The organism is Novispirillum itersonii (genome assembly GCF_014205675.1).
Taxonomy (GTDB): Bacteria; Pseudomonadota; Alphaproteobacteria; order Rhodospirillales; family Rhodospirillaceae; genus Novispirillum; species Novispirillum itersonii_A.
Map to the genome: position 1 here is coordinate 266,174 of NZ_JACIIX010000002.1, position 24,073 is coordinate 290,246.

The window sequence follows — 24,073 nt, forward strand, 5'->3', positions numbered from 1 at the left end:
AAGGGGATAACGGCCCGGTCCGTCATCGGTGCCGGGGGCCGGTCACAGCGGAGTACCTGACTCAGCCGGTCGATGCAAGTGCGGTCACCCGATCCCGGGCACTGCAAAGACACGCGCCCGTTCCCGGGCACCGGCCATCAGTCCTGCCATCCGCAGGGCGGCCAGAAAGCTGGAGGGATTGGCGGAGCCGGTCCCGGCGAGAGCGTAGGCGGTGCCGTGATCCGGCGAGGTGCGGATGAACGGCAGGCCGAGCGTAACGTTGACGCCACCATGGAAATCAAGGGTCTTGATCGGGATCAGGGCCTGATCGTGGTACATGCACAGCGCGGCATCATAGGTGGCCCGGGCCTCGGCATGGAACAGGGTATCGGCCGGTAACGGGCCGGTGGCGGCGATGCCCATCGTCCGCAGCCGGTCAACGGCGGGGGCGACGACCGCCAGATCTTCGGTTCCCATCGCCCCGTTTTCCCCGGCATGCGGGTTCAGTCCGGCGATGGCCAGCCGGGGGGCCGGAAGGCCAAACTGGGTCCGCAGGGCGTCGGCGGTGATCCGGCCCCGTTCCACAATCAGGTCGGTGGTCAGGCTTTCCGGAACGCTGCGCAGGGACTGGTGGATGGTCACCGGGACCACCCGCAGCGCCGGGCAGGCCAGCATCATCACCGGCAGCGGATCCGGTTTCCCGTCCTCTGCGGCCAGATGTGCCAGAAATTCCGTATGGCCGGGGAAGGTGAAGCCCCCGTCCTGAAGGACTTTTTTATTGATCGGCTGGGTCACCACCGCCCCGGCGGCCCCGGACCGGCACAGGGTGACCGCCGTGCGGATTGAGGTCAGAACAGCTTCGGTGTGCCCCGGGTCCGGCTGGCCGGGCGATGCCGGAGACGGCAGACGGACCGGCAGAACCGGCAGGGCGGTCGGAAACTGTGCGGCGGCCTGCTCCGGGGTGCTGATTTCGACAACCGGCACCGGCAGGGTCAGGCGACGGGCGAGGGTGCGCAGACGGTCGGGATCATCTACGGCCATAAACACCGGCAGCGGCCCGTCTTCCCGACGCAGCCACGCCATCAGGGTCAGATCGCCGCCGATCCCGGCGGGATCCCCCATGGTGACGGCAAGGGGGGGCGTCGGGTGGTCGGCCATGTTAAATCCGGATATCAATCAGCGCCTTGCGGCGGAGGTCGCGCAGGGTGCGCTGGGCCAGACGGTCCAGCTTTTCGTTCTCAAGGCGACGTTCGATTTCTTCCCGGCTGGGCAGGCCATCGGCATCCTTCCGGGCGCAGACCATCACCACGACGGTGCCGGATGGCAGGTCAATCGCGGTGCTGAGGGTGTTTTCCTTCAGCTCCGCCACCACCGTGCCGACCGCCGGGGGCAGGTCTGCCGGTTTGACGGTGCCGATATCGCCGGAGTTCGGCAGGCGCAGCTGATCCGACAGTTTATTGATGTCATCGCAGCGTTTGGCGGTTTCCGCCGCCGTGGCGATGATGTCGTCGCGGCTTTCGGTCGGCATGGCCGCCGCGCCCCGGGCCGGGAAGAACAGCTGGCTGATCTGCACCGGTGTCACCGCCGGATCCAGCTTTTTGGTTTCCCGGACATCGCGCAGAAGGATGATGTGCAGGCTGCTGCCGCTGACCACCGGAGAACTGACGGTCCCCGGCCGCAGGGCATTGACGGCCTCTTCCAGCTCGGGGTCGAGTTCCCCCTTCGGAACCCAGCCGAGATCCCCACCGACGGCTGCGGTCGGGGCGCTGGAAAACTGCCGGGCCAGCGCGGTGAAGGCGGCGCCCTGCTTCATCTGTTCCCCCAGCCGTTCGGCGAGGGCCCGGGCCTGCTGTTCTTCCCCGGCATCGTTGAACGGCAGAACGATCTCGGCCAGCAGCCGCTGGGGCTTGCCCAGATTTTCCCGCAGGGTGGAGAGGACTGCTTCGATTTCCTCCTGCTCGACGGAAATCTGCCGCCGCAGGCCGGACTGCACCACCTTCAGCCAGGCGACATCCGCCCGCAGCTGCTTATCAAGCGTATCCGGGTTGACCCCTTTCTGGCGCATATTGGCGGCCAGAGAGCCGGGAGCCATCCGGTTGTTGGATTCAATCTGCTGGCGGGCGCTGTCGAGGTCGGCGTCGGAAACCGTGATGTTGCGGCGTTTGGCTTCCTGCAACTTCAGGCGTTCCTCGACCAGAATCTGGAGCACGCGCGGCATCAGGCGGCGGCGGGTATCGGGGTTATCCGGCAGGCTGGAGGCCGAGAGGAGAAGGTCCATCCGGTCCTCCAGATCCCGCACCGTGATGGCGTCGTCATTCACCACGGCGGCAATCCGCTGCACCTGCATCTGCTGTGCCTGCGCCGGGGATCCGGCGACGGTCAGCGATAGGGGAAGGACCGTCAACCCGGCCAGCAGAAGCGCGGCGGCGCGGTTGCGGCCGGAAAACTGCGGACAGGGCCGGTGGCGCATAGGCTGCATGGTGTCTGATCCCTTCACTACCGGCATGGTCACGGTCGCCATTCCTTAAAACTCCATGCTGCCGAGCGAGGTGCTGAAATCACCCAGTGTCTTCAGAGCAAAGCGCAGACCAATGTTCACGCTGCCCTCATAGTCACTGTCGTAAGTGTAGCTGCGGTTGGCAAAAAGAGACACGCCGAAGCATTCATCTTCATAGGCGACGGTGCCGCCGATATCAATCGGCCCGCCGTTTTCGGCCAGATCATACCGCCCGCTGAGCGAGCCGGACCAGTACTGCGACATCTGCGACCGCAGGGCGACGGTCACTTCCTGCCGCTTCTTCAGCACGGCGGAGGAGTCTTCCTGCCGGTCCAGCTCGATATAACTGGTGTAAACATTGAAGGAACGGGGTCCGATCCGCGAGCCGATTTCGCTGCGGTGCAGCTCCATCGTGTCCTTGTCGGCGCGGAAGCGGTACACGAAATCCAGATTGCGGTGCGGCTGGAACATCACGCGCCCGACCACGTCCGACAGGTCCCGCTCCAGCCCGGACCCGACCGGGAAGGCGGATTTCTCGGTGCCGCTCAGGCGGTAGGACTGGCCGACCATGCTGTTGACGGTGCCCATCCAGGTGTGGCGGGCCGTGTATTCCACACCATAGTTGACCCGGGTGCCGGATTCGACCCGGTCCCGGCCGCTGTAGCGGTTGATGGAAAACAGGTTGGTGTCGTCAAATTCGACGGCATAGCTGTCTTCATCCGGGATCTTCGTCGGGTTGCGGGCCCCCTGGGTACTGACGCCCTGCACGATCGGGCGGACCACCTCGCTCCAGCGGCCGCTCCGCCGTTCCAGCGGCAGACTCCAGGTCAGGGCCAGTTCCGGTGTCATCCGGCCGCTGGCCCCGGAATAGAGTTCCCCGGACCGGGTCTTGACGTCTTCCACCTGATAGGCGTCGCCGCTGAGGCCGACATCCAGACGGTAGACATCCCCCACCGGGCCGATATAGGGCAGGTGCCAGCCATAACGGGCGCTGGCGCGGCGGCTGCTGGCACCGGACATCCGGTTGACCGCCGCCGAGGTGATATCGACGGTGGTATAGGCGCCACGGGCCCCGGGTTCGCTGGTGTAGTTCCAGGTCGCGATCGGGGCGGCGATCGGCAGGTCGCCCCGGCTGGGGGTCAGGGTGCTCTGATTCTGGAAGTACAGGGCCTCGACGGCCCCGTAAGACCGGCGGCTGAACCCTTCAAGGTAGCCACGGCTGGTCAGATAGGTCTTGTTGCCGAAGCGGTAGCGGCGCATGTAGGTGCGGTCGGACGCGAGGTTAACATCGGCCCCGACGCGGAAGGTGTCATCCAGACTGGCGACGGCCTTGCTGCGGAAATGGTTGCGGATCCGGTCGCTCTTTTCCTGCACGATCGAGCCTTCCATGGTGATGGAGGCTTTTTCGCTGACGCCACGGTACTGCCCGCTGAGCACCGGGTTTTCGCTGGTGCTGGGCATGATTGCCAGCGTGGCGTCCTGCCGGTCATCAATCACAAAATAGTACGGAATGCTGACACCGACGCCGAGCTGCTTGTTGCTGCGGTAAAGCGGCGGCAGAAAGCCGGAGCGGCGTTTGACGGTCGGATCGGGGTGGGACAGATAGGGTGTGTAGGCGACAGGGACGCCGAACAGCTCGAACCACATGTCATTATAGGTGATCTCCCCCGCCTGCTGGTCGTGGACGACGCGGCTGGATTTGATCTGCCAGATGCGGGTGTCGCTGCCCGGGGTGGTCGAGCAGACATCGCAGGGGGAGTAGATGGCATTTTCCATCGTGGTGACGGAATTGCCCTTCTCGTTGGTCTTGCGGGTTGCTTTCTGGGCGGCGGCGCGGGAGCCGTCGGTCAGCAGGATTTTGACTTCCCGGGCGAAGCCTTCCTTCATGTCGCCGGTCAGTTCGGCGAAATCGGCGAAGGTGGTGGTCCCGTCCAGATCGGTCATGGTGACATTGCCGGTGGCGCTGGCCCGGTCGGCGGAGACCTGATAGTTGACGGTATCGGCCAGCAGGATCCGGCCCTGATACTGCACCTCGACGTTGCCGCGCGCGGTGACGGTATCAAGGTTTTTGTCATGGGACAGTTCATCGGCGGTGATGACGGCCCGGCCCTCCGTAGGCGGTGTTTCCCCTGCGGCGGCGGCCGGAACGCTGCCGGAAGACAGCGCGGTGGCCCCGGCCAGACCGGGCAGGCTGAGGCCGGCCACAGCCCCAAGGACCACAGAGGCGTACGACAGACCGCGTGCGGTCAACAGGCGGCGCGCCTGGCGCATCACTGGGGCTCCTGATCAGTCGGGCGGGCAGTCAGCCGCCGGGAGAGAGCGGAAAAATAATCCGGCCGCAGAAGGGCGAAAAGTGCCACCGGAATAGGCAGGAGCACAACAGCATAAATCAAGGGGATCATGGCGCTGGATTTGGCGGCGATGTTCCCGGCGCTGACGATCAGCGCCTCAATCGCCACCATCGTCACCACGGCGGCGATCAGCCGGGGCGCATTGCCCCGGCGGTTGAAGGATCCACCGAGAAGGATGGCCAGCGCCACCAGACAGAAGGTGATGGAACTGACGGGATTGACGAGGCGCTGATGCGCCTCCGCCCGGAACCGCATCACCTGCGGTTCCCCGATCGCCCCGTTGTCATCGCCGACGGTGGCGGAAAGCAGCTCCCGCAGGGACCGTTCAGACGCTTCGCGGCTGCGTTCCCCGGTGGTGCTGTTGCCGGTGTCGATGTCCATCGTATAGGTCTGGAAATGCAGCAGGGACAGATGGCCGGTATTCCGGTCCACTTCCTGACGGTTGCCGTTGACCAGAACCACCCGGGGGCCGTGCGGGCCGTCAACCAGTGCCCCACGTTCCGCCATCATGGTGGTCACGACCTTTTCCCGCCGCTCATCATTCAGCATGATGTTCAGCAGCTCGCCATCGGGGCTGCGGGACCGCACATACAGCGTCAGCCCCCGGCCGATCTGCGAGAAGGCCCCTTCCTGAATCAGCAGGCGGGACATGTCATTGCGGAAGGTCCACTGCATGTCCTTGAAGGCCCGGGCCGACGCCGGGCCAAGGTGCAGGGTGATGCTGTAGGTGAGGAGGGTGACGGTCGTTGCCAGAATCAGCGCCGCCCGGGACAGCATCACCGGGCCGATCCCGGCCGCCCGCAGCACCACCAGCTCCCGGTCCGCCGACAGGCGGTTGTAGGTGAACAGCACCACTCCGAACAGGGCAATCGGCATGATCACCACCAGAAAATTCGGCAGCAGCAGCCCGGTCAGGGTCAGGAAATTGGTGATCGACAGGCCCTGCGTCACGATCATCTCGACGAAGCGCAGCGACTGGGTCAGCCACAGAATCGATAAGAGGCCGGCTGTGACCAGTACGGTCCCGGCAGTCAGATGACGCAGAAGATAACGGGTCATTTTCAGCATTGCGGGCGCAGTATAGTGCGGGGCAAGGTCGGGAAACCAGCAGGAATTCTCACTTGAACCGCTTTCGTGATATCTTTGTTCCCATGGGCAGTTAAGACGCGGGGCGACCGGGAGAACCGGCAGGCGCAGGGAGAGCACAGATGGGAACCGTCCATGGGCCGGTGCAGGACAAAGCCTCCTCCGGACCTTCCTCCAAACCCTCCTCCAAACCCTCCTCTGGGGCCTCCTTTGGGGGCCATGGTCCTGCGCCCGGTCCGGCGGTATCAGGGCCGCCGCCGCCGGAGGGCGAAACTGTTCACGGCGGAGGTTCTTTACCGCCGGTGCCGCCGGGATCACTGCCACCGGACTGGAATCCTTATACCGGCCCCTATCACCACGATGACGGCCCCGGGGGATCCACCACCGGAAAAGGCAGGCATCCGGAGGGGGCGCATGCCGGTGATGGGCATCGGGACCATGGTGACGGTCACGGTCCCGACCATCACCATGGTCAGGGGCGCGGTTCGGATCACGGTCATAAGCCTCCTCAGGGGGTGGCCGTGGCCGGGCGGCGGGGGCTGCGCCAGCGCGTGCGGCGGCGTCTCCATCCGTTCCGGTCCGCCATCAAGGGGTTTGCGATCGGCCTGACATTGGGGCTGATCGGCTTGGGCGGGGCACTGGCAACCGGCATGCTGGATCCGCAGCCGATCCTTCAGGCCCTGAGCGGCGGGGAAGATCCGGCGGCGGGAGTTCAGGATGATGTCGGGCGGGAGGTGATCACCGCCTGTGCCGCTACGCTGGCCCGCACCGATTGCGGCTGTTTCTGGGGGCAGACCCGGGCGGTCTGGACCCGGGGCAACGTTTCCGAGGTGATGCAGGCCCTGACGGAACGCAACCGGTATGCCGGTCAGATCACGCGCCTGAAGCTCGACCGTCTGATCGGGGAAGATGCCAACCGGCAGGTGATGCAGGCCCTGATCCAGTGCCTGCAATGAGAGGGTTCTTTCTTCGGTCCGGACCGGGCTGCTGTTTCCGGGACTGAAACGTCTGCGGGCCACACCGGGGGGAAACCGGTGCGGCCCGCTGTCTCTATCGAGGGGAGGGGCGGGACGGAGAGGAGGAGACAGGGTCAGCAGCAGACCGGGGTCATCTGGTCGCTGGTAAAGGCAGACAGCGGCTTGCGGAAAGTGTCGAGCGCGCGGCGGATTCCCTGCTTTTCGCGGTTCACCAGCTCGCGGATCTTGCCTTCCAGCTTTTCCATTGCCCGCACTTCGATCTGACGGACGCGTTCGCGCGACAGGCCGTAGTGTTCGCCAAGGCTCTCCAGCGTTGCCGGATCATCCTGAAGGCGGCGGGCGGTGATGATCTGCTTTTCGCGGTCATTCAGCACCGCCATTGCGGTGTGGACCAGCGTGTGCGACCGGCTGCGTTCCTGTAGGGAGACGAAGGTCTCTTCCTGATTCGGGCTGTCATCCATCAGCAGGTCGATACGTTCGCTGTCGCCGTCCTCACCGATCAGGGCGTTGAGGGAGCTGTCACGGCCACTCAGGCGGGCATCCATCGCCAGCACGTCATCCTTGCGGACATTGAGAATGGCGGCAATGCGCGACGCCTGCTCGTCTTTCAGGGGGCCGTCCTCGTAGGCACCCAGCTGGGCCTTCAGCTTGCGCAGGTTATAGAAAATCCGCTTCTGGGTCGAAACGGTGCCGATCTTCACCAGCGACCACGAATTCAGGATGTATTCGTTGATCGAGGCACGGATCCACCACATGGCGTAGGTGGACAGCCGGAAGCCCCGGCTGGGTTCAAATTTCTGGACGGCCTTGATCAGGCCAAGGTTGCCTTCGGCAATAATGTCAGCCATCGGCAGGCCATAGCGGCGATACTGCATCGCCATTTTCACCACCAGCCGCAGGTGGCTGGTGATCATGCGGTCGGCAAGCCGTTCATCCCGGGTTTCGGCGTAGCGGGTGGCCAGATCCATTTCCTCTTCCGGGGTCAGCAGAGGGTAGCTGCGGATCCGGGCCAGATAGCCGGGCAGATTGCCATCCTGAGAGAAGGCGGGAAGGGCGGAGATAAAGCTCATCGGGACACCCTGTAAACCGGAGGGATAGGGGGAACAGCCGGGGAGTCTGGCTGCCGGTTTTGACGGTGCACACCGGGGCGGGCGAACCCCCGTCCCGGTGTGCGGGTGATATCAGGCGGCGTGCGACAGCGCCGGGGTTGTCCCCGGACGGGTGATCGCAATGTGGCGGGGCTTGGCGGCCTCCGGCACTTCACGCAGCAGGGTGATGGTCAGCAGGCCGTTTTCCAGCGCGGCACCGGTGACGCGCATGTGATCCGCCAGCTGGAAGCGGCGGACAAAATCGCGTTCGGCAATGCCACGGTGCAGGATCTGGCGGCTGGGCCGGGCGGGCGCGCCGGTATTATCCGCCACCGTGCTTTCAGGGGAGTCAGCAGCGGCAGTGGGTTCGGCGGGCTTGCGGCTGCCGCGGACGGTCAGCATCTCACCGGTGATTTCGATGTCGATGTCAGCTTCGGCGAACCCGGCCACGGCCAGAGTGATCGCATAGGCATCGTCACCATACTTTTCGATATTGTACGGCGGGTAAGCCGTGGACTGTTCACTGGCCTGCTGAAGCGCATTTTCAGCCAGACGGGCGAGACGGTCAAAGCCGACGCCGGCGCGGAACAGCGGGGAAAAATCAAACTGAGACATGGTACATCCTCCGAAAAGCGATGTCTGTGCCAGACCTGCCCGTTCATCAGGGCCAGGGCGGCAGGGTTGCACTCGGTTTCCGTGGACCTGTCCGGTTCCTTCCGGCACAGGGCCCGAAAACAACGAAACCCGCCTGAGGATCAGACGGGTGGCAACGCAATCGGGGACTGGGCAGAGCCGGATTTCCAACGGTCCATGCGGATCAGCCGCACCGGACTGTTTTCTCCATCAGGGCATCCCCGGTTGACGGGCGTGACTGACAGAGGCGAAAATCCAAACCCATGGTCCTCCGGTCGAGCTACCACGGTCACTCCGGATCATCCGGGGCTGTGCCCCACCATGGTCCGGTCCTGTTATCCCGTCCGGTCCGGCCCGCCCAACACTCTGGCGCGCAACCGTCTGTCCGGCTCGGGAGTAAACCCGCATCAGCGGCGTTCACGGTGAAAAGTATGGGGAGGGGCATGGCTGCCGTCAAGGGGGCGGTCAGCGGCTGGAACGGAAGGGGCACAGAAAGGCGTTACCGGTCGGTAACCTTCTTATACCTTCTTACGGGAGGGAAGCCGGATCCGGACGGAGTGCTTAAGGTTCTGTTCAGCCGGGGCTGTGCATAAGGGCGGAATGACCTGCCCGTGCGGTGGCAGACCCCTTTGATGATGGCGTGCCCCTTTCGGCTGGGGACAGAGAGACAGGGAGCAGGAGAAAAGATGGTTAAGGTATGGGATCTCCCGACCCGGGTGTTTCACTGGGTTCTGGTGCTGCTGTTTGCGGTGCTGTGGATTTCCGGCACGGTCGGCGGCGTTGATCTGCCCCTTCCCGGCGGAAAGACCCTGATGAACACCGACCTGCACATGCTGCTGGGGCAGGTGGTGCTGTCGTTGGTGCTGTATCGCGTGCTGTGGGGGCTGGTCGGGTCGTCCACGGCGCGGTTTTCCTCCTTTGTCCGGGGGCCGGGCGCGGTGATTGCCTATCTGAAGGCGGTCCGCTCCGGACAACATCCGCTGTTCACCGGGCACAATCCGGCCGGGGCGCTGATGATCCTTGGGGTGCTGACCGTCCTTCTGCTACAGGCGGGCACCGGTCTGTTCGCCAATGATGACATTCTCTCGGAAGGGCCGCTGGCCGCTGCGGTCGGCAAGGACCTGTCCGATACCCTGACCGGGGTACACGGGCTGATCGCTGATGCGCTGATCGCGCTGGTGGTGGTGCATATCTGCGCGGTGGTGGTCTATCGCCTGAAGGGCGAGAATCTGGTGAAGCCGATGGTGACCGGTTACAAGGACCGGTCCAGCCTGCCGCCGGGGGAACCGGCCCCGCGCATGGTGTCGCCGCTGCTGGCACTCGTGCTGCTGGCAGTTTCGGCCGGGGTGGTTTTCGGCGGGGTTCCGCATCTGGCAAAGCTGTTCGGCGGCTGATCCCTTCTTTGGCAAAATAGGGGGGATTGCTGTCATTGTTGACAGCCGGTCTGCCCGGCATACTGACGGCCTCCGGTGTTGATCCGGGGGCCGTTTCCGCTGTTGGGGCTGACGCTGATGGACACCCGTCCGCCAAATCCGCGCCGTGTGGCGTGTTTCATGTTTCCACAGGTGATGGCGCTGGATGTCACCGGGCCGATGCAGGTCTTTGCCAGCGCCAATGAGGTTGCCTCCCGGCAGGGGCTACCGCCGCTGTACCGGCTGGAGACGGTCGGGCCGCAGGCCGGGGCGGTGGAAACCTCCTCCGGGCTGCGGCTGGTGGCCGATTCCGGCATCGCGGAGTGGAACCCGTGCGGAGTCGATACCCTGCTGGTTGCCGGAGGCAATGGGGTGGATGCGATCCGTCAGGACCCGGACTGCCTCGGCTGGCTGCGGCGGGTGGAACCGCAGGTGCGGCGTCTGGGGTCGGTCTGTTCCGGGGCGTTGCTGCTGGCGGAAGCCGGGTTGCTGCACGGCCGGGCGGTGACGACCCACTGGTGCCGGGAACGGGACATCGGACGCTATGACGGTCTGCGGCTGGAGATTGACCGGCTGCATACCTATGATGCCTCCGGGAAAGCCGGGGACCCGCACGTCTTCACCTCGGCCGGGGTGACGGCGGGGATTGATCTGGCGCTGGCCCTGCTGGAAGCCGATGCCGGACCGGCGATGGCCTTGGCGGTGGCCCGCTATCTGGTGCTGTTTCTGCGCCGTCCGGGGGATCAGGCCCAGTTCTCGGCGCATCTGGGTCCGCCGGGAACCCGGTCCTCCAGTGCCGATGACAGAATTCTCACCCTGCTGGACTGGCTGCCGGAACATCTGGCCGAGTCCCTGACGCTGGACCGTCTGGCGGAGCGCTGCGGGATGACCGAGCGGACCTTTATCCGCCGGTTTCAGCAGGCCACCGGACAGCCGCCGGGCCGGTATGTGGAAAGCCTGCGGCTGGAAGCGGCGCGGGGATTGCTGCATACTGGATCCATTCCGGTGGCCGAGGTGGCCCGCCGCTGCGGCTATGACCACCCGGAAGCCCTGCGCCGGGCTTTCCAGAAAACCCTGAAACTCAGCCCGGCTGACTATGCCCGCCGTTTTGGCGGCCCGTCCGGATCTGCTGGTGTTCCGACACCCCTGTTTTGACTCCCCCGCTGTGAGACCTGCCATGCTGTTGTTATCAAATCCGACGATCCGCCTGCTGTTTGTGGCGCAGGTGCTGTACATGAGCTGTATCGTCATCGGCTTTACCCTGCTGTCCCTGATCGGGCTGCAATTATCCCCGGTGGCCGGGGCGGCAACGGCGCCGCTGGCCCTGATGCTGCTGGCAACCCTGCTGGTGGTTCAGCCGCTGTCCCGCTTCATGCAGCAGAAAGGCCGCCGGGCCGGTCTGCTGGCCGGGGCGGTCAGCGGTACCCTTGGGGCGCTGGTGATCTTCGCCGGAGTGATGCTGGCATCGTTCTGGCTGGTCTGTCTGGGGTCGGCGCTGATCGGGCCGTTTGCGGCATCGTCCAACTTCTTCCGCTTTACCGCGCAGGATGCGGTCGGGCTGGGCGATAAGGGCAAGGCAGCCTCCTACGTTTTGGGCGGCGGGGTGGTTGCCGCCCTGATCGCCCCGTCACTGGGCCTGTGGAGCCGCAACGCGCTGGTGGTGCCCTTTGCCGGGTCCTTCCTGATGATGGCGGCGCTGGGTCTGGCGGTGATCGTGATCCTGCTGTTTCTGAAGAATCCGGCGCAGGCGGCGGTGGCCACCCGTCAGCCCGGGCTGGCCGGAGCGCTGCTGAAGCGGCCGCTGGTGCGGGCGGCGGTGGCGATCACCGCCGCCGGGCATGGCATCATGGTGCTGGTGATGAACGCGACGCCGCTGGCGATGCAGTTCTGTTCCTTCGGGGTCGATGACACCGCCATGGTGATTCAGTGGCATGTGCTGGGAATGTTTCTGCCGGGGTTCCTGTCCGGCCCGCTGGTGGACCGTTTCGGCAGCCGCCGGGTGGCGCTGGCCGGGGTGGTCCTGTTGCTATCCAGTATGGCGCTGGCCCTGAGCGATGTCGCCTTCCTCAACTTTCTGGTGGCATCGGTGCTGCTGGGGGCGGGCTGGAACCTGATGATGGTGGCGGGGACCACCCTGCTGGGCGAAGGGCACACCCCGGAAGAACGCGGGGCGGCGCAGGGCCTGATGGAACTGGGGAATGGATCGGTCGGGGCCTTCGGGGCGCTGGCCTCCGGGGCCCTGATCGCCGGAACCGGCTGGAGTGCCGTCAATCTTGGTATCGTTCCGGTTCTGGCGGTGGCGATGCTGGTGCTGGCTTCTGCGTCTCTGCCCCGGCTGCGGACCGCTGAAGGGGACTGACAGGCGGATGATCTGCCGCCCATGACAAAACCCCCGCCGGAGCGCTCCGGCGGGGGTTTTATCTTTAACAGAGGGCTGACTGTCTTACGCCAGCAGGGCTTCAATGGCGTCCAGCGCGGCCTGCGCCTTATCGCCATCCGGGCCACCGGCCTGCGCCATGTCCGGACGGCCACCGCCGCCCTTGCCGCCAACGGCTTCCGAACCGGCGCGGACCAGATCGACGGCGTTGAAGCGGTCCTTCAGGTCAGCGGTGACGGCAATCACCAGATTGGCCTTTCCATCGATCACCGACACCAGCGCGATGACGGCGGAGCCGAGCTGCTTCACCAGTTCGTCAGCAATCGGCTTCAGGTCCCGGGCCGGAACGCCATCCAGCAGGCGCGGGGCATAGGTGATGCCATTGACGGTCTTTTCCGACGATCCGCCACCCGCCCCGCCGAGGGCCAGCTTCTTGCGGGCGTCTTCCAGATCCTTTTCCAGCCGGCGCTTCTCGTCCATCAGGGCGGTGATGCGGTCGGCCAGTTCCGACGGCTGGGCCTTCAGGGCATCGGTGGCGCGCAGCAGGTGGCTGTCGCGTTCGGCCACCCAGCTCAGCGCCCCGGCACCGGTGACGGCTTCGATACGGCGCACGCCGGAGGCGACGGCGCTTTCGGCGATGATTTTCAACAGGCCGATATCGCCGGTCCGGCGGACGTGGGTGCCGCCGCACAGTTCGGTGGAGAACCCGCCCATGGTGACAACCCGGACTTCATCGCCATACTTTTCACCGAACAGCGCCATCGCCCCGGCCTTGATCGCCGACTCCGGATCCATCAGCTTGGTGGCAACCTCGACGTTGGCGCGGATCTCGGCGTTGACCGCCACTTCGACCGCCGCCAGTTCCTCGGCGGTGATCGCCTTGGGGTGGGAGATGTCGAAGCGCAGGCGTTCGGCATCCACCAGCGAGCCCTTCTGGGTCACATGCTCGCCCAGCTTATGGCGCAGGGCGGCGTGCAGCAGGTGGGTGGCGGAGTGGTTGGCCCGCACGGCAGAGCGGTAGGCCCCATCAACGTTCAGGAAGGCCGCGGCCCCGACATGGATGCTGCCATCGGTGACGGTGCCGATGTGCACCACCAGATCGCCCAGCTTCTTCTGGGTGTCGGTGACGGTGACATGGCCCTTGCCGTCGGATACGGTGATCACGCCATGGTCGCCGGTCTGGCCGCCGGACTCGCCGTAGAACGGGGTCTGGTTGACGATGACGGCAACGGTCTGGCCCTTTTCGGCGGACTGCACCGGCTGCCCGTCAACCACCAGCGCCACCACCTGACCTTCAGCGGTCTCGGTGGAGTAACCGAGGAATTCGGTGGCACCGACCTGTTCGCGCAGCTCGAACCACACCTTTTCGGTGGCGGCTTCGCCCGATCCGGCCCACGACTTGCGGGCCTTGGCCCGGGCTTCTTCCATGGCGGCGTTGAAGCCATCGGTATCAACCGCATAGCCGTCACCGCGCAGGGCGTCCTGCGTCAGGTCCAGCGGGAAGCCGTAGGTGTCATACAGGGTGAAGGCGACCTCGCCCGGCAGGGTACCGCCGCTGACCAGCTTGGACTTTTCGCCGTCGAGCAGGCGCAGGCCGCGTTCCAGCATCTGCTTGAAGCGGGTTTCTTCCAGCTTCAGGGTTTCGGTAATCAGGGCCTGTGCCCGTTCCAGTTCCGGGAAGGCCTGCCCCATGCGGCGCACCAGTGCCGGAACCAGCTTGTACATCAGCGGGTCCTGACAGCCCATCATATGCGCATGGCGCATGGCGCGGCGCATGATGCGGCGCAGCACATAGCCACGGCCTTCGTTGGACGGCAGCACGCCGTCAGCGATCAGGAAACAGGTGGAACGCAGATGGTCGGCGATCACCCGGTGGCTGACCTTGTGCGGGCCGTTCGGATCGGTGCTGGCGGCATCGGCGATCGCTTCGATCAGGCCGCGCATCAGGTCGATGTCGTAGTTGTCGTGCTGGCCCTGAAGGACGGCGGCCAGACGTTCCAGCCCCATGCCGGTGTCAATCGACGGCTTGGGCAGGCTGATGCGGGTGTTGGCATCAACCTGTTCATACTGCATGAACACGAGGTTCCAGATTTCGATGAAGCGGTCGCCATCCTGCTCGGCGCTGCCGGGCGGGCCGCCCCACACCTTATCGCCGTGGTCGAAGAAGATTTCCGAGCACGGGCCGCAGGGGCCGGTTTCGCCCATCATCCAGAAGTTGTCGCTGGTCGGGATGCGGATGATGCGGTCATCGGACAGACCGGCCACCTTTTTCCAGATCCCGGCGGCGTCTTCGTCGCTGGAATGCACGGTGACCAGAAGCTTGTCCTTCGGCAGGCCGAATTCCTTGGTGATCAGGTTCCAGGCGAAGGCGATCGCGTCATCCTTGAAATAGTCGCCGAAGGAGAAGTTCCCCAGCATTTCAAAGAAGGTGTGGTGGCGGGCGGTGTAGCCGACGTTATCAAGGTCGTTATGCTTGCCCCCGGCGCGTACGCACTTCTGCGAGGTGGTGGCGCGGGAATAGGGGCGGTGTTCCTGCCCGGTGAAGACGTTTTTGAACTGCACCATCCCGGCGTTGGTGAACATCAGCGTCGGGTCGTTGCGGGGGACCAGCGGGCTGGAGTCAATCACCTCGTGACCATTCCGGGCGAAGTAATCCAGAAACGTGGTGCGAATATCGTTGGTCGTCTTCATGGCGGCACACTTTCACACGACAGGCGCTTCATACTACGGGCGCGAAAGCCCGCGGCGGCCTGTGCCGGGGCTGTTCCTTGAAAGAAATGAACCCCCGTTTTACGGGGGAAGATGCAGCCTGTCCAGCGATCCGTCTGTTTTCTTAGCGTTCTGCCGGGTGTTCTTTTGGTGGGGGAGCAGCCCCCGCTGTCTGGAGAATCCAGTTGCGGACGGCGGCGATGGCCGGGGTCCTGTCATGGCGCGGGGGCCACACCAGCCAGTAGGCATAATCGTTGGCAATCCTCCGGTCCGGGCAGGGCATCACCAGCCGCCCGGTCCGCAGGTCCTCCGCTGCCAGAAACAGCCGTCCGAGGGCGATCCCCTGTCCGTCGGCGGCGGCCTGAAGGGCGAGGGCTGAATCGCTCAGGTTCAGCCCGGTGGGTACCGGCAGGTCCGGGTATCCGGCGGCGGCAAACCAGCGGTTCCAATTGCCTTTCGGGGTGTCGTGCAGCAGGGGCAGGCGCAGCAGATCCGGCGGTGTGCAGGGGGTGGGCAGGGTCTGCCTCAGAACCGGACTGCACAGCGGGGTCAGGGTCTCAGTCGCCAGCAGGGCGGCGGTCAGGCCGGGCCAGCCGCCGGGGCCGGAGCGCAGGCCCAGATCAAACCGGGGATCCTTGCCATCCCACAGGTCAGCCGTGGTGGTCAGTTGCAGGTCAATGTCCGGATGCGCGGCCTGAAAGGCAGGCAGGCGCGGCAGCAGCCAGCGGGTGGCGAGGGAGGGCAGGGCGGTCAGCCGCACCGGCCCCTGTGCCGGACGACGGGCCTTGGTGCTGGCGGTGGCGATGCGGTCCAGCGCCGGGGTCAGCTCGGCGAGATAGGCGGCTCCGGCTGGGGTCAGGGCCAGCACCCGGCCCCGGCGCTCAAACAGCGGCTGCCCCAGCCAGTCTTCCAGCAGGCGCACCTGATGGCTGATGGCGGCCTGTGTCACCGCCAGTTCATCGGCGGCCCGGGTGAAGTGCAGGTGGCGGGCGGCGGCCTCAAAGGCACGCACCGCCCCCAGCGGTGGCAGACGGCGCATCAGCGGCTTCCATTAGCTGTGTTTATCCATTTCCTGAGATTAGATCATTTCCCCATCGCCGCAAACGCCGGTTAACTCCCCGGTCAGATAACCTTTTGAAGGAGAACAGGCGATGTCACCGGAAGTCTGGGCGGTGTTCTTGGGGTATGCGGTGCCAATGGTGATCAGCCCCGGACCGGGGAATACGGTGCTGGCCCTGTCCGGGGCCCGGTTCGGGGTGCGGGGCACCGGGGCGTTCTGGCTGGGGTTTGAGATCGGCAACATCCTGCTGTGCCTGCTCTATGGCCTCGGGTTTGGTGCCCTGCTGCTGCAATATCCGCAAAGCCATACGGTGATGCTGTGGGCTGGGGCGGCCTATGTGCTGTATCTGGCGTGGGGATTCCTGAAGTCAGCAGCCCCGGGGAAGAAAGCGCCGGAGGTGGAGCGGATGGGGGTGGGCAGCGGCATCATTTCCGTGCTGCTGAACGTCAAGATTCATTCGATGGTGGCGGTGATGTTCGCTCAGTTCCTGCGGCCGGACCGGGCGCTGGCCCCGCAGGTGGCCGCGCTGACCGTGGCGTTCCTGCTGGTCGGGATTGTCTGCCATTTTCCGTGGATTTACGGCGGGAAGGTGATCCTCGGGCGCTTCACCTCGGAGAAGGCCCTGCGGATTCAGGGCCTGCTCTTCGCGGGGCTGATGGTCGGGGTGGCCGTCTATATGGTGGCGGTCTGAAGGGCCCGTGCCCGCGTGGGCACGTAAGCCAAGCGGGCGGATGCCCGCGCCCGGCGTCTAAGGAGCCAGACAAACGGAGGCCCAGCCGGGCCGACTGGCCCATTGAGGGCCCGTGCCCGCGTGGGCACGTAAGCCAAGCGGGCGGATGCCCGCGCCCGGCGTCTGAGGGGCCAAACAAACAGTAAACTCAGGCGGTGGCGGCGGTGGCAATCACCGTGGCCACGTCTTCGGCCCGGGTGTCGAAGGCGGTGACCATCCGCACCGCCCCCGGCCCCAGATCCGGCCATGGGGCCACGATTACGCCAGCGGCGATCAGGGCGGCCCGCACCGTGTCCGGCAGCCGGACAAACACTTCGTTGATCTCGGTCGGCAGCAGCAGTTCCACCCCCGGGACCTCGGTCAGCCCGTCCGACAGCATCGCCGCCATGGCGTTGGCGTGAGCGGCATTGCGCAGCCACACCCCGTCTTGCAGATAGGCCGACAGCTGAATGCCGAGGAAACGGCTTTTGCTGAGCAGGTGCCCGGCGCGCTTGCGGTGGTACTGGAAGGCCTCGGCATGGTCCGGGTTGAAGAAGATCACCGCTTCCGCCGCCCAGGCCCCGTTCTTGGTGGCCCCGAAAGACAGGGCATCGACCCCCAGCCGCCAGGTCATGTCCGCCGGGGAGACGCCAAGGGCCATCACCGCATTGGCAAAGCGGGCCCCGTCCATATGCACCGCCATGCCGTGTTCCCGGGCGGCGCTGCACAGGTCCTCGATCTCTTCCGGATGGTAGAGGGTGCCGAGTTCGGTCGCCTGCGTCAGGGTCAGGGCCTTGGCCGGGGCACGGTGCACGCCCCGCGATCCGGCGGTGGCGGCAGCCTCGCGCACGGACTCCACGGTCAGCTTGGCGTCAGCCCCGGTCAGCGGCACCAGCTTGGCCCCGCCGGTCAGCAGGCCGGGGGCGGTGGCCTCGTCACTGTTCACGTGGGAGTCGGCGTGGCAGAGGATGGTGCCCCACGGCGGGCACAGGGTGGCCAGCGCCAGACAGTTGGCGGCGGTGCCGGTCAGCACCGGAAAGGCCACCAGATCCGGCTTTTCAAACAGTTCCCGCAGTTCGGCCTCGGTGGTCCGGGTCCATTCGTCATTGCCGTAGGACGGGGTGGTGCCGGTGCTGGCCTCCAGCAGGGCCTGCGCCACTTCCGGGCAGCAGCCGGCGACGTTGTCAGAGGCAAAGTTGAGCATGGGGAATCCTGTGTCGCTGTGGCGGGCCGGGGGGATCCGGTGCGCCATCATCAGCAGATTTGGCGGTGTCTGTGCAGCGTTTTCTTGTTCCGTATGACATTTTGCCGAAAAATTTCGGCAATCCGCCGGATGAAAAACGCTATTCGGGCAGATCGCCCGGTTACGGCTGGCGGAAGTGTCTGGCAGGCTTTTTTTCATAAGAACGCGGCCCGATAAAACAGGGAAACCGCAAGACAACAGGCTTCACATCAATATGCGAAACCGCTGATTAACAGCGGTTCTCCGGGAGACTTCAGCCATGCCACGCAATAGCGTTGCCTGCACGGCAACTTTCTTTCTTGACACCTCTTCGCCTGCCCCTTGAAACTGATCCCTTCGGGATGCCCCCTGATAGATCCGGGGCGGACTGACCGGAGCCCGTTCAACGGCGCTGATCCGGACCGGCCTTTTCCCGGCCGTTCGTGGGCGTCTGTCTACAGCCGCGGTTTTCAATGAGGTCCAGGTGACCAAAAACATGAACAGGGACGCCGGAGCAGGGGCAGGGGCCCCGGCACTGGAAGTCGAGGATATTCATAAGAAGTTCCATGGGCTGGAAGTGCTGAAGGGCATTTCCCTGACTGCTTATGACGGTGACGTGATTTCGATCATCGGCTCTTCGGGTTCGGGCAAGAGTACTTTCCTGCGCTGTATCAATTTCCTCGAAACCCCGGATGCCGGACGGATCCGGGTCGGCGGGGAACAGATCGAGGTGCGCCAGAAGCGCAACGGCACTTTGCAGACCAGTGACCGTCAGCTGGTGAAGCTGCGGCAGCGTCTGGGCTTCGTGTTCCAGAACTTCAACCTGTGGCCGCACATGACAATCCTTGAGAATGTCATCGAAGGCCCGGTGCAGGTGCGCGGCCTGTCGAAGAAAGAGGCGATTGAGAAGGCCGAGGCCCTGCTGGCCAAGGTCGGCATCGACAGCAAGCGGCACGCCTATCCGTCGCATCTGTCCGGCGGCCAGCAGCAGCGGGCGGCGATTGCCCGGGCGCTGGCGATGGACCCGCAGGTGATCCTGTTCGACGAGCCGACCTCCGCCCTTGACCCGGAGCTGGTGGCGGAAGTGCTGGGGGTGATGCGCGGTCTGGCCGAGGAAGGCCGGACCATGCTGATCGTCACCCACGAAATGGGCTTTGCCCGCGAGGTTTCCAACAAGGTGGTGTTCCTGCATCAGGGACGGGTTGAGGAACAGGGGCCGCCCGGCAAGGTGCTGGTCGATCCGGACTCGCCGCGCCTGCGACAGTTCCTGTCCAGCCATCTGCACTGACCTGCGGGCCGGGGTGTGCAGGGGGCCGGATCCCGGTGCCTGCTCTCTCCGGCCTGCCAACACGTTCCGGGGAGGGGGCAGGTGGCCTGTGGCCCTGTTCCCGCCCCCGGTTAACCCGGCCGTCTGAGCCGGAGCATCAAAGAAGGAGAGGTTTCCGTGGCCACTTTCAAGAAGTCCCTGCTGGCGGTTGCCGCCGTTGCTGCCCTGATGACCGGTGCCACCGCCGCGCAGGCCGCCCAGAAGATCAAGATTGCCACCGAGGGCGCTTTCCCTCCGTTCAGCGCCATGAGCAAGGAAGGCAAGGCGATCGGCTTTGACGTCGATATCGCCAATGCCCTGTGCGCCGAAATGAAGGTGGAATGCCAGATCGTCACTCAGGACTGGGACGGTATCATCCCCGGCCTGCTGGCGAAGAAGTACGATGCCATCGTGTCGTCGATGTCGATCACCGACGAACGTAAGAAGGCGGTTGATTTCACCGACCCGTACTATTCCAACAAGCTCCAGTTTGTGGCCAAGAAGGGTGTGGACTACACCCTGACCGCCGATGGCCTGAAGGGCAAGGCTGTGGGCGCCCAACGTGCCACCATTTCCTCCGAATGGATGGAAAAGAACATGCCGGGCATCGAGACCAAGCTGTACGGCACGCAGGAAGAAGCCTTCCTCGATCTGGCCGCCGGGCGCACCGACGTGGTGCTGAACGACGTCTATGTCACCTATGACTGGCTGCAAAGCGATGCCGGCAAGGCCTTCGAATACAAGGGCAAGGTCGTGTATGACGACGACAAGATCGGGATTGCCGTGCGCAAGAACGATGCCCTGCGCGAGAAGCTGAACGCGGCGATCAAGGCGATCCGTGCCAATGGCACCTATGCCAAGATCAACGCCAAGTACTTCCCGTTCGACATTTACTGAGTCCGGGGGGAACGGGGGCGGCTCCTGCCGGGGCCGCCCCCGTTTCTATTTGGACCGGTTCCTCACAGTCTCATAGATTTTCAGGCAGGTTAGGCGTGCTGCAAGGATTTGGACCGCAGTTGCTGGCCGGACTGGCGATCACCGTGCAGGTTGCACTGGTGGCGCTGGGGGTCGGATTGATCCTCGGCCTCAGCGGCGGGATCGCCAAGGTTTACGGAAACCGGGCGGTGCGCGGCGTGGCGGAGGTGTACACCACGATTTTCCGGGGATTGCCGGAGTTTCTGGTGGTGCTGATCGCCTTTTTCGGCGGATCGCTGATTCTGGCACAGTTTTCCGAGGATGCGGAGCTGAACGCCTTCACCGCCGGGTCTCTGGCGCTGGCCACCACTTTCGGGGCCTATGCGACGGAAGTGTTCCGGGGGGCGTTTCAGTCGATTCCGCCGGGGCAGATCGAGGCCGGGAAGGCGGTCGGCCTGTCAGGGATCAAGATCATGCGGCGGATTGTGCTGCCGCAGGTGTGGCGGCTGGCCCTGCCGGGGCTTGGCAACCTGTTCCTCAGCCTGCTGAAGGACACCGCGCTGGTGTCGGTGATCGGGGTTGATGACCTGATGCGCAAGGCCGATATCGCCCGCAGTGTCACCAAGGATTCCTTTACCATGTATGCGGCGGCGGCGGTGCTGTACCTGCTGCTGACCGCCGTGACGACGCTGACCCTGCACCTTCTGGAACGCCGGGCCAACCGTGGCATCCGGCGCACGGCGTAAGGGAGGGGGGACAGATTATGGATTTCAGTTTCGAACTGATTATTGCAAGCCTGCCGCAGCTTCTGACCGGGGTCGGGATGACCCTGCAACTGGTGGCGGTGGCGGTGGCGCTGGGCTTTTTCATTGCCGTTCCGGTGGCAATCCTGCGCACCAGCCGCAACCCGCTGGTGCAGGCCCTGCCGTTTTCCTACGTGTTCTTCTTCCGGGGGACGCCGCTGCTGGTGCAGATCTTCCTGATCTATTACGGGCTGGGCTCTTTCGAGGTGGTGCGCAATAGCCCGTTGTTGTGGCCGATCCTGCGGGAAGCCTACTGGTGTGCGCTGATCGCCTTTACTCTCAACACTGCCGCCTATTCCGCCGAAATCGTCCGGGGGGCGATCATGGCGGTGCCGTTCGGCGAGATTGAGGCGGCCAAGGCAATCGGCATGACCCGGGTGCAGGCGTTCCGGCGGATTATCCTGCCGCGCGCGTTCCGGATTGCCCTGCCAGCCTATGGCAACGAGATCATCTTTATGATCAAGGGGTCGGCGCTGGCCTCGACCATCACCCTGCTCGACCTGACCGGGATGGCGCGCAAGATTGTTGCCCGCACCTATAAGCCGGTGGAGGTGTTTCTGGCCGCCGGGATCCTGTATCTGATCATCGTGTACGGGGTGACATGGGTGCTGAAGCGGGTGGAGAAGCGGTTGTCGATTACGCCGCCGCGTCTGCCGGTGAAGGCGGAGGATGCCGGACCGGTGTGATACCGGACCCTTGCCTGCGGAATGATTGACCCGGAAATCCGGAGTGAGACACCCCGTGGTAAAAACCGCAGGGTGTTTCTGTCTGTCCGGTTGGCTTTTTGTGGGGAAGGCTGCGGTGAGGACAGTCCTGTCATGAAAAACCTTACCTTGTTTCAATTCTATGACGGGGGCTATGCTGCCCATCTTCCGACGTCCCCGCCATGGCATCTGGATCCCTGTCCATGAGAGTTCCCCGTTTCCAGCGTTACCTGCGTTTACAGTCGCGCAAGTGGCTGCAAAGGACTGTCTTCTGGGGAGGAGCCCTGACCGTGGGGCTGGTGGCGATCGGGTTTGCGTGGCTTGCTGATCTGGCGACCCATATCTTTCAGAATGTTGAAGCGGTCAGTCCTTTTTTGATGCTTCTGGCGACGCCGCTGACGCTGGCTGTCGGGGTCCTGCTGACCCAGCGGGTTTTTCCGGGGGCTGAGGGTAGCGGGATCCCGCAGACCATTGCTGCGCTGGAGATGATCGATCCGGAAGCCCGCAGCAAGGTTCTGTCGTTGCGAATTGCCATTGGCAAGATTTTCCTGACTGTGCTGGGACTCTGCGGTGGCGCATCCGTGGGGCGTGAAGGGCCGACTGTCCAGATTGGTGCGGCGATCCTGCATACGCTGGGCCAGAAGATGCATATGACCCGGATTGAAATGCAGCGGGGGCTGATTCTGGGGGGTGGGGCCGCCGGAGTTGCTGCTGCCTTCAACACGCCTTTGGCCGGGGTTGTGTTTGCGATTGAAGAGCTGAGTCGTTCCTTCGAGGCCCGGACCAATGGTCTGGTCCTGACAGCGGTCATTCTGGCTGGTGTGACCTCGATGGCCGTCCTTGGCAATTACCGTTATTTTGGGGTCACTTCGGTGGGGCTGGTACTGGGGCATGCCTGGGTGGCGGTTCTGGCCTGCGGGATTGTCGGTGGCTTGGCGGGTGGGATCTTCAGCCAAGGGCTGATTCTGGCGTCCCGTCGTGGCCTGCCGGGACGTCTGGGGGCCTTCCGGCGGGAGTCTCCGGTCCGCTTCGCGGCCCTGTGCGGCCTGCTGATTGCCATCATCGGGATCATTTCCGGGGGCGCAACCTATGGCACCGGGTACGAGCAGGCAAAGGGTTTCCTGACGGGCTCCGGGCTTTCCCCGACTTTTGCCGTGGAAAAGATGGCGGCAACGGTTCTGTCCTACCTCAGCGGAATCCCCGGGGGGATTTTTGCGCCTTCCCTGTCGATCGGGGCCGGTCTGGGGGCCTCGGTGGCACCGTGGCTGCCGTCGGCACCGGTTGAAGCTGTTGTCCTGCTGGGGATGGTTGGGTATTTCTCCGGCGTCGTTCAGGCACCGATTACGGCAGTGGTGATTGTGCTGGAGATGACGGACAACAGTGAAATGACCATTCCGCTGATGGCAACCGCCGTTATTGCCTATGCTGTTTCGAAGATTGTCTGCCCGGAGCCGTTCTACAAGGCGATGGCCCATGGTTTCCTGAACCGGGTGCAGGTTCCGAAAAAGACAGAAGGCGCTTCAGTCTGAACGGCTTTCAGTCTCTTCCAGCCGTCGTAGCTCGATGACGGCCTGAGAATTGAATTCCCGGCGATACAGGACGATGACCACGCCGGTTGAGACCAGGGCAAACAGCCATGGGTGGACCAGCCAGCCGAGGGCGCCAAGGGCGAAGAAATAGGCGCGGAGGCCTCGGTTGAAGTGATGGCCGGAACGGATGCTGAGGACTGCCGCCGCCTGCGAAATCGCCCGTGAGCGTTCGCTGTCCGCATGGGCCGAGGCAGGCAGGCAACCGACCGTGATGGAGCAGTAGTTGGCCAACCGGAAGGCCCAGGCGAACTTGAAGAAGGCGTAAATGAAGATCGCCAGAAGGAAGGCGATCTTGGCCTCCAGTGCCGCTTCACTGGCAGCCCCTGCCAGAGGCAGGCTGGACAGCGCGGTACGGACCTGTGCGGTCACCCCCATCATTGCCATCAGGCCGCCGATCACCAGAATGGTGGTGGAAGCGAAGAATCCAACGCCGGTGATCAGGTTGCCGAGAATAGCGGTATCAATCATGCGGAGGTCACGGTGCCCGGCTTCCCGCAGCCACAGGGTCCGCCGTCTGCTGATGGCGCTGGAGATGGTGCGGTGCCGGGCCGGTGTATGGTCCGTGTAGAGGGTGTAGCCAACCCACAGCACCAGAAACCACAGCAATGCCGCAGTGTCGTAGGGAGTCACCCAGTCCAGCCCCATCCGTCCCATCG

General features: G+C 64.5%; 20 protein-coding genes. 10 read left to right on the top strand and 10 right to left on the bottom strand.

Annotated features, from left to right (window positions below):
* Positions 1–84: 84 nt before the first annotated feature.
* Genes pdxA through lptF form a run of 4 tightly spaced genes read right to left on the bottom strand, consistent with a single transcriptional unit; the run spans position 85 to position 5,886 of the window.
* Complete coding sequence (pdxA, locus tag FHS48_RS04430) at positions 85–1,137, bottom strand: 4-hydroxythreonine-4-phosphate dehydrogenase PdxA (protein WP_184261804.1); 1,053 nt, start codon at positions 1,135–1,137, stop codon at positions 85–87.
* 1 nt (position 1,138) lies between these two features.
* Positions 1,139–2,500: a peptidylprolyl isomerase gene (locus FHS48_RS04435; RefSeq protein ID WP_184261806.1), complete on the bottom strand. Its 1,362-nt coding sequence runs from the start codon at positions 2,498–2,500 to the stop codon at positions 1,139–1,141.
* A 3-nt stretch (positions 2,501–2,503) separates the two neighbouring features.
* Positions 2,504–4,747, bottom strand: coding sequence for an LPS-assembly protein LptD (locus tag FHS48_RS04440; RefSeq protein ID WP_184261807.1), 2,244 nt, complete (start codon positions 4,745–4,747; stop codon positions 2,504–2,506).
* Positions 4,747–5,886, bottom strand: coding sequence for an LPS export ABC transporter permease LptF (gene lptF, locus FHS48_RS04445; protein WP_260402334.1), 1,140 nt, complete (start codon positions 5,884–5,886; stop codon positions 4,747–4,749). Before lptF ends, FHS48_RS04440 begins: the two co-directional genes overlap by 1 nt.
* Before the next feature lie 548 nt (positions 5,887–6,434).
* Here lptF and FHS48_RS04450 point away from each other — a divergent pair.
* Positions 6,435–6,869 carry a hypothetical protein gene (locus FHS48_RS04450; RefSeq protein WP_221443362.1) on the top strand — a complete coding sequence of 145 codons (435 nt, stop codon included), beginning with the start codon at positions 6,435–6,437 and terminating at the stop codon, positions 6,867–6,869.
* 134 nt (positions 6,870–7,003) lie between these two features.
* Here FHS48_RS04450 and rpoH read toward each other — a convergent pair whose 3' ends face one another.
* Both rpoH and FHS48_RS04460 read right to left on the bottom strand, forming a co-directional pair.
* A complete protein-coding gene (gene rpoH, locus FHS48_RS04455) occupies positions 7,004–7,960 on the bottom strand; it encodes an RNA polymerase sigma factor RpoH (RefSeq protein WP_184261813.1) in 957 nt (318 codons plus the stop codon).
* A 111-nt stretch (positions 7,961–8,071) separates the two neighbouring features.
* Positions 8,072–8,593, bottom strand: coding sequence for an Hsp20 family protein (locus tag FHS48_RS04460; protein ID WP_184261814.1), 522 nt, complete (start codon positions 8,591–8,593; stop codon positions 8,072–8,074).
* 704 nt (positions 8,594–9,297) lie between these two features.
* Between FHS48_RS04460 and FHS48_RS04465 the strand changes: the two genes are divergently transcribed.
* From FHS48_RS04465 to FHS48_RS04475, 3 genes are all read left to right on the top strand, one after another.
* Positions 9,298–10,005, top strand: a complete 708-nt coding sequence (locus FHS48_RS04465) for a cytochrome b/b6 domain-containing protein (RefSeq protein ID WP_260402335.1) — start codon at positions 9,298–9,300, stop codon at positions 10,003–10,005.
* Between the two features lie 117 nt (positions 10,006–10,122).
* Positions 10,123–11,178, top strand: coding sequence for a GlxA family transcriptional regulator (locus FHS48_RS04470; RefSeq protein WP_184261815.1), 1,056 nt, complete (start codon positions 10,123–10,125; stop codon positions 11,176–11,178).
* A gap of 22 nt (positions 11,179–11,200) precedes the next feature.
* Positions 11,201–12,382, top strand: a complete 1,182-nt coding sequence (locus FHS48_RS04475; protein WP_184261816.1) for an MFS transporter — start codon at positions 11,201–11,203, stop codon at positions 12,380–12,382.
* Between the two features lie 84 nt (positions 12,383–12,466).
* On the opposite strand, the gene alaS is transcribed toward FHS48_RS04475, so the two are convergent.
* On the bottom strand, positions 12,467–15,091 hold the full coding sequence (alaS, locus tag FHS48_RS04480; protein WP_184261817.1) for an alanine--tRNA ligase: 2,625 nt from the start codon (positions 15,089–15,091) through the stop codon (positions 12,467–12,469).
* Positions 15,092–15,233: 142 nt separating this feature from the next.
* Positions 15,234–16,148, bottom strand: a complete 915-nt coding sequence (gene gcvA / locus FHS48_RS04485; RefSeq protein WP_184261818.1) for a transcriptional regulator GcvA — start codon at positions 16,146–16,148, stop codon at positions 15,234–15,236.
* Between the two features lie 112 nt (positions 16,149–16,260).
* Here gcvA and FHS48_RS04490 point away from each other — a divergent pair, with 112 nt between their 5' ends.
* Complete coding sequence (locus FHS48_RS04490; protein ID WP_184261819.1) at positions 16,261–16,860, top strand: LysE family translocator; 600 nt, start codon at positions 16,261–16,263, stop codon at positions 16,858–16,860.
* Positions 16,861–17,047: 187 nt separating this feature from the next.
* Here FHS48_RS04490 and FHS48_RS04495 read toward each other — a convergent pair whose 3' ends face one another.
* Complete coding sequence (locus FHS48_RS04495) at positions 17,048–18,082, bottom strand: threonine aldolase family protein (protein WP_184261820.1); 1,035 nt, start codon at positions 18,080–18,082, stop codon at positions 17,048–17,050.
* A gap of 514 nt (positions 18,083–18,596) precedes the next feature.
* Between FHS48_RS04495 and FHS48_RS04500 the strand changes: the two genes are divergently transcribed.
* From FHS48_RS04500 to FHS48_RS04520, 5 genes are all read left to right on the top strand, one after another.
* Positions 18,597–19,388: an ABC transporter ATP-binding protein gene (locus FHS48_RS04500; RefSeq protein ID WP_184261821.1), complete on the top strand. Its 792-nt coding sequence runs from the start codon at positions 18,597–18,599 to the stop codon at positions 19,386–19,388.
* A gap of 156 nt (positions 19,389–19,544) precedes the next feature.
* Entirely contained in the window at positions 19,545–20,303 is a 759-nt protein-coding gene (locus FHS48_RS04505) for an ABC transporter substrate-binding protein (RefSeq protein ID WP_184261822.1), read from the top strand.
* 95 nt (positions 20,304–20,398) lie between these two features.
* A complete protein-coding gene (locus tag FHS48_RS04510; RefSeq protein ID WP_184261824.1) occupies positions 20,399–21,067 on the top strand; it encodes an ABC transporter permease in 669 nt (222 codons plus the stop codon).
* A 17-nt stretch (positions 21,068–21,084) separates the two neighbouring features.
* Positions 21,085–21,810 carry an ABC transporter permease gene (locus tag FHS48_RS04515; RefSeq protein ID WP_184261825.1) on the top strand — a complete coding sequence of 242 codons (726 nt, stop codon included), beginning with the start codon at positions 21,085–21,087 and terminating at the stop codon, positions 21,808–21,810.
* 221 nt (positions 21,811–22,031) lie between these two features.
* Positions 22,032–23,357, top strand: coding sequence for a chloride channel protein (locus FHS48_RS04520; protein ID WP_260402336.1), 1,326 nt, complete (start codon positions 22,032–22,034; stop codon positions 23,355–23,357).
* On the opposite strand, the gene FHS48_RS04525 is transcribed toward FHS48_RS04520, so the two are convergent.
* Entirely contained in the window at positions 23,349–24,071 is a 723-nt protein-coding gene (locus FHS48_RS04525) for a DUF599 domain-containing protein (RefSeq protein WP_260402337.1), read from the bottom strand. The two genes, FHS48_RS04520 and FHS48_RS04525, sit on opposite strands and share 9 nt — an antisense overlap.
* Positions 24,072–24,073 lie beyond the last annotated feature (2 nt).

Excerpts from the sequence above, each read along its gene's own strand:
- FHS48_RS04525 (WP_260402337.1), bottom strand. The coding sequence starts at position 24,071 with ATGGGACGGATGGGGCTGGACTGGGTGACTCCCTACGACACTGCGGCA.
- FHS48_RS04495 (WP_184261820.1), bottom strand. The coding sequence starts at position 18,082 with ATGCTCAACTTTGCCTCTGACAACGTCGCCGGCTGCTGCCCGGAAGTG.
- FHS48_RS04440 (WP_184261807.1), bottom strand. The coding sequence starts at position 4,747 with ATGCGCCAGGCGCGCCGCCTGTTGACCGCACGCGGTCTGTCGTACGCC.
- FHS48_RS04465 (WP_260402335.1), top strand. The coding sequence starts at position 9,298 with ATGGTTAAGGTATGGGATCTCCCGACCCGGGTGTTTCACTGGGTTCTG.
- FHS48_RS04515 (WP_184261825.1), top strand. The coding sequence starts at position 21,085 with ATGGATTTCAGTTTCGAACTGATTATTGCAAGCCTGCCGCAGCTTCTG.
- FHS48_RS04490 (WP_184261819.1), top strand. The coding sequence starts at position 16,261 with ATGTCACCGGAAGTCTGGGCGGTGTTCTTGGGGTATGCGGTGCCAATG.
- FHS48_RS04470 (WP_184261815.1), top strand. The coding sequence starts at position 10,123 with ATGGACACCCGTCCGCCAAATCCGCGCCGTGTGGCGTGTTTCATGTTT.
- FHS48_RS04500 (WP_184261821.1), top strand. The coding sequence starts at position 18,597 with ATGAACAGGGACGCCGGAGCAGGGGCAGGGGCCCCGGCACTGGAAGTC.
- FHS48_RS04520 (WP_260402336.1), top strand. The coding sequence starts at position 22,032 with ATGAGAGTTCCCCGTTTCCAGCGTTACCTGCGTTTACAGTCGCGCAAG.
- rpoH (WP_184261813.1), bottom strand. The coding sequence starts at position 7,960 with ATGAGCTTTATCTCCGCCCTTCCCGCCTTCTCTCAGGATGGCAATCTG.
- FHS48_RS04475 (WP_184261816.1), top strand. The coding sequence starts at position 11,201 with ATGCTGTTGTTATCAAATCCGACGATCCGCCTGCTGTTTGTGGCGCAG.
- alaS (WP_184261817.1), bottom strand. The coding sequence starts at position 15,091 with ATGAAGACGACCAACGATATTCGCACCACGTTTCTGGATTACTTCGCC.
- FHS48_RS04435 (WP_184261806.1), bottom strand. The coding sequence starts at position 2,500 with ATGGCGACCGTGACCATGCCGGTAGTGAAGGGATCAGACACCATGCAG.
- lptF (WP_260402334.1), bottom strand. The coding sequence starts at position 5,886 with ATGACCCGTTATCTTCTGCGTCATCTGACTGCCGGGACCGTACTGGTC.
- gcvA (WP_184261818.1), bottom strand. The coding sequence starts at position 16,148 with ATGCGCCGTCTGCCACCGCTGGGGGCGGTGCGTGCCTTTGAGGCCGCC.
- FHS48_RS04460 (WP_184261814.1), bottom strand. The coding sequence starts at position 8,593 with ATGTCTCAGTTTGATTTTTCCCCGCTGTTCCGCGCCGGCGTCGGCTTT.
- pdxA (WP_184261804.1), bottom strand. The coding sequence starts at position 1,137 with ATGGCCGACCACCCGACGCCCCCCCTTGCCGTCACCATGGGGGATCCC.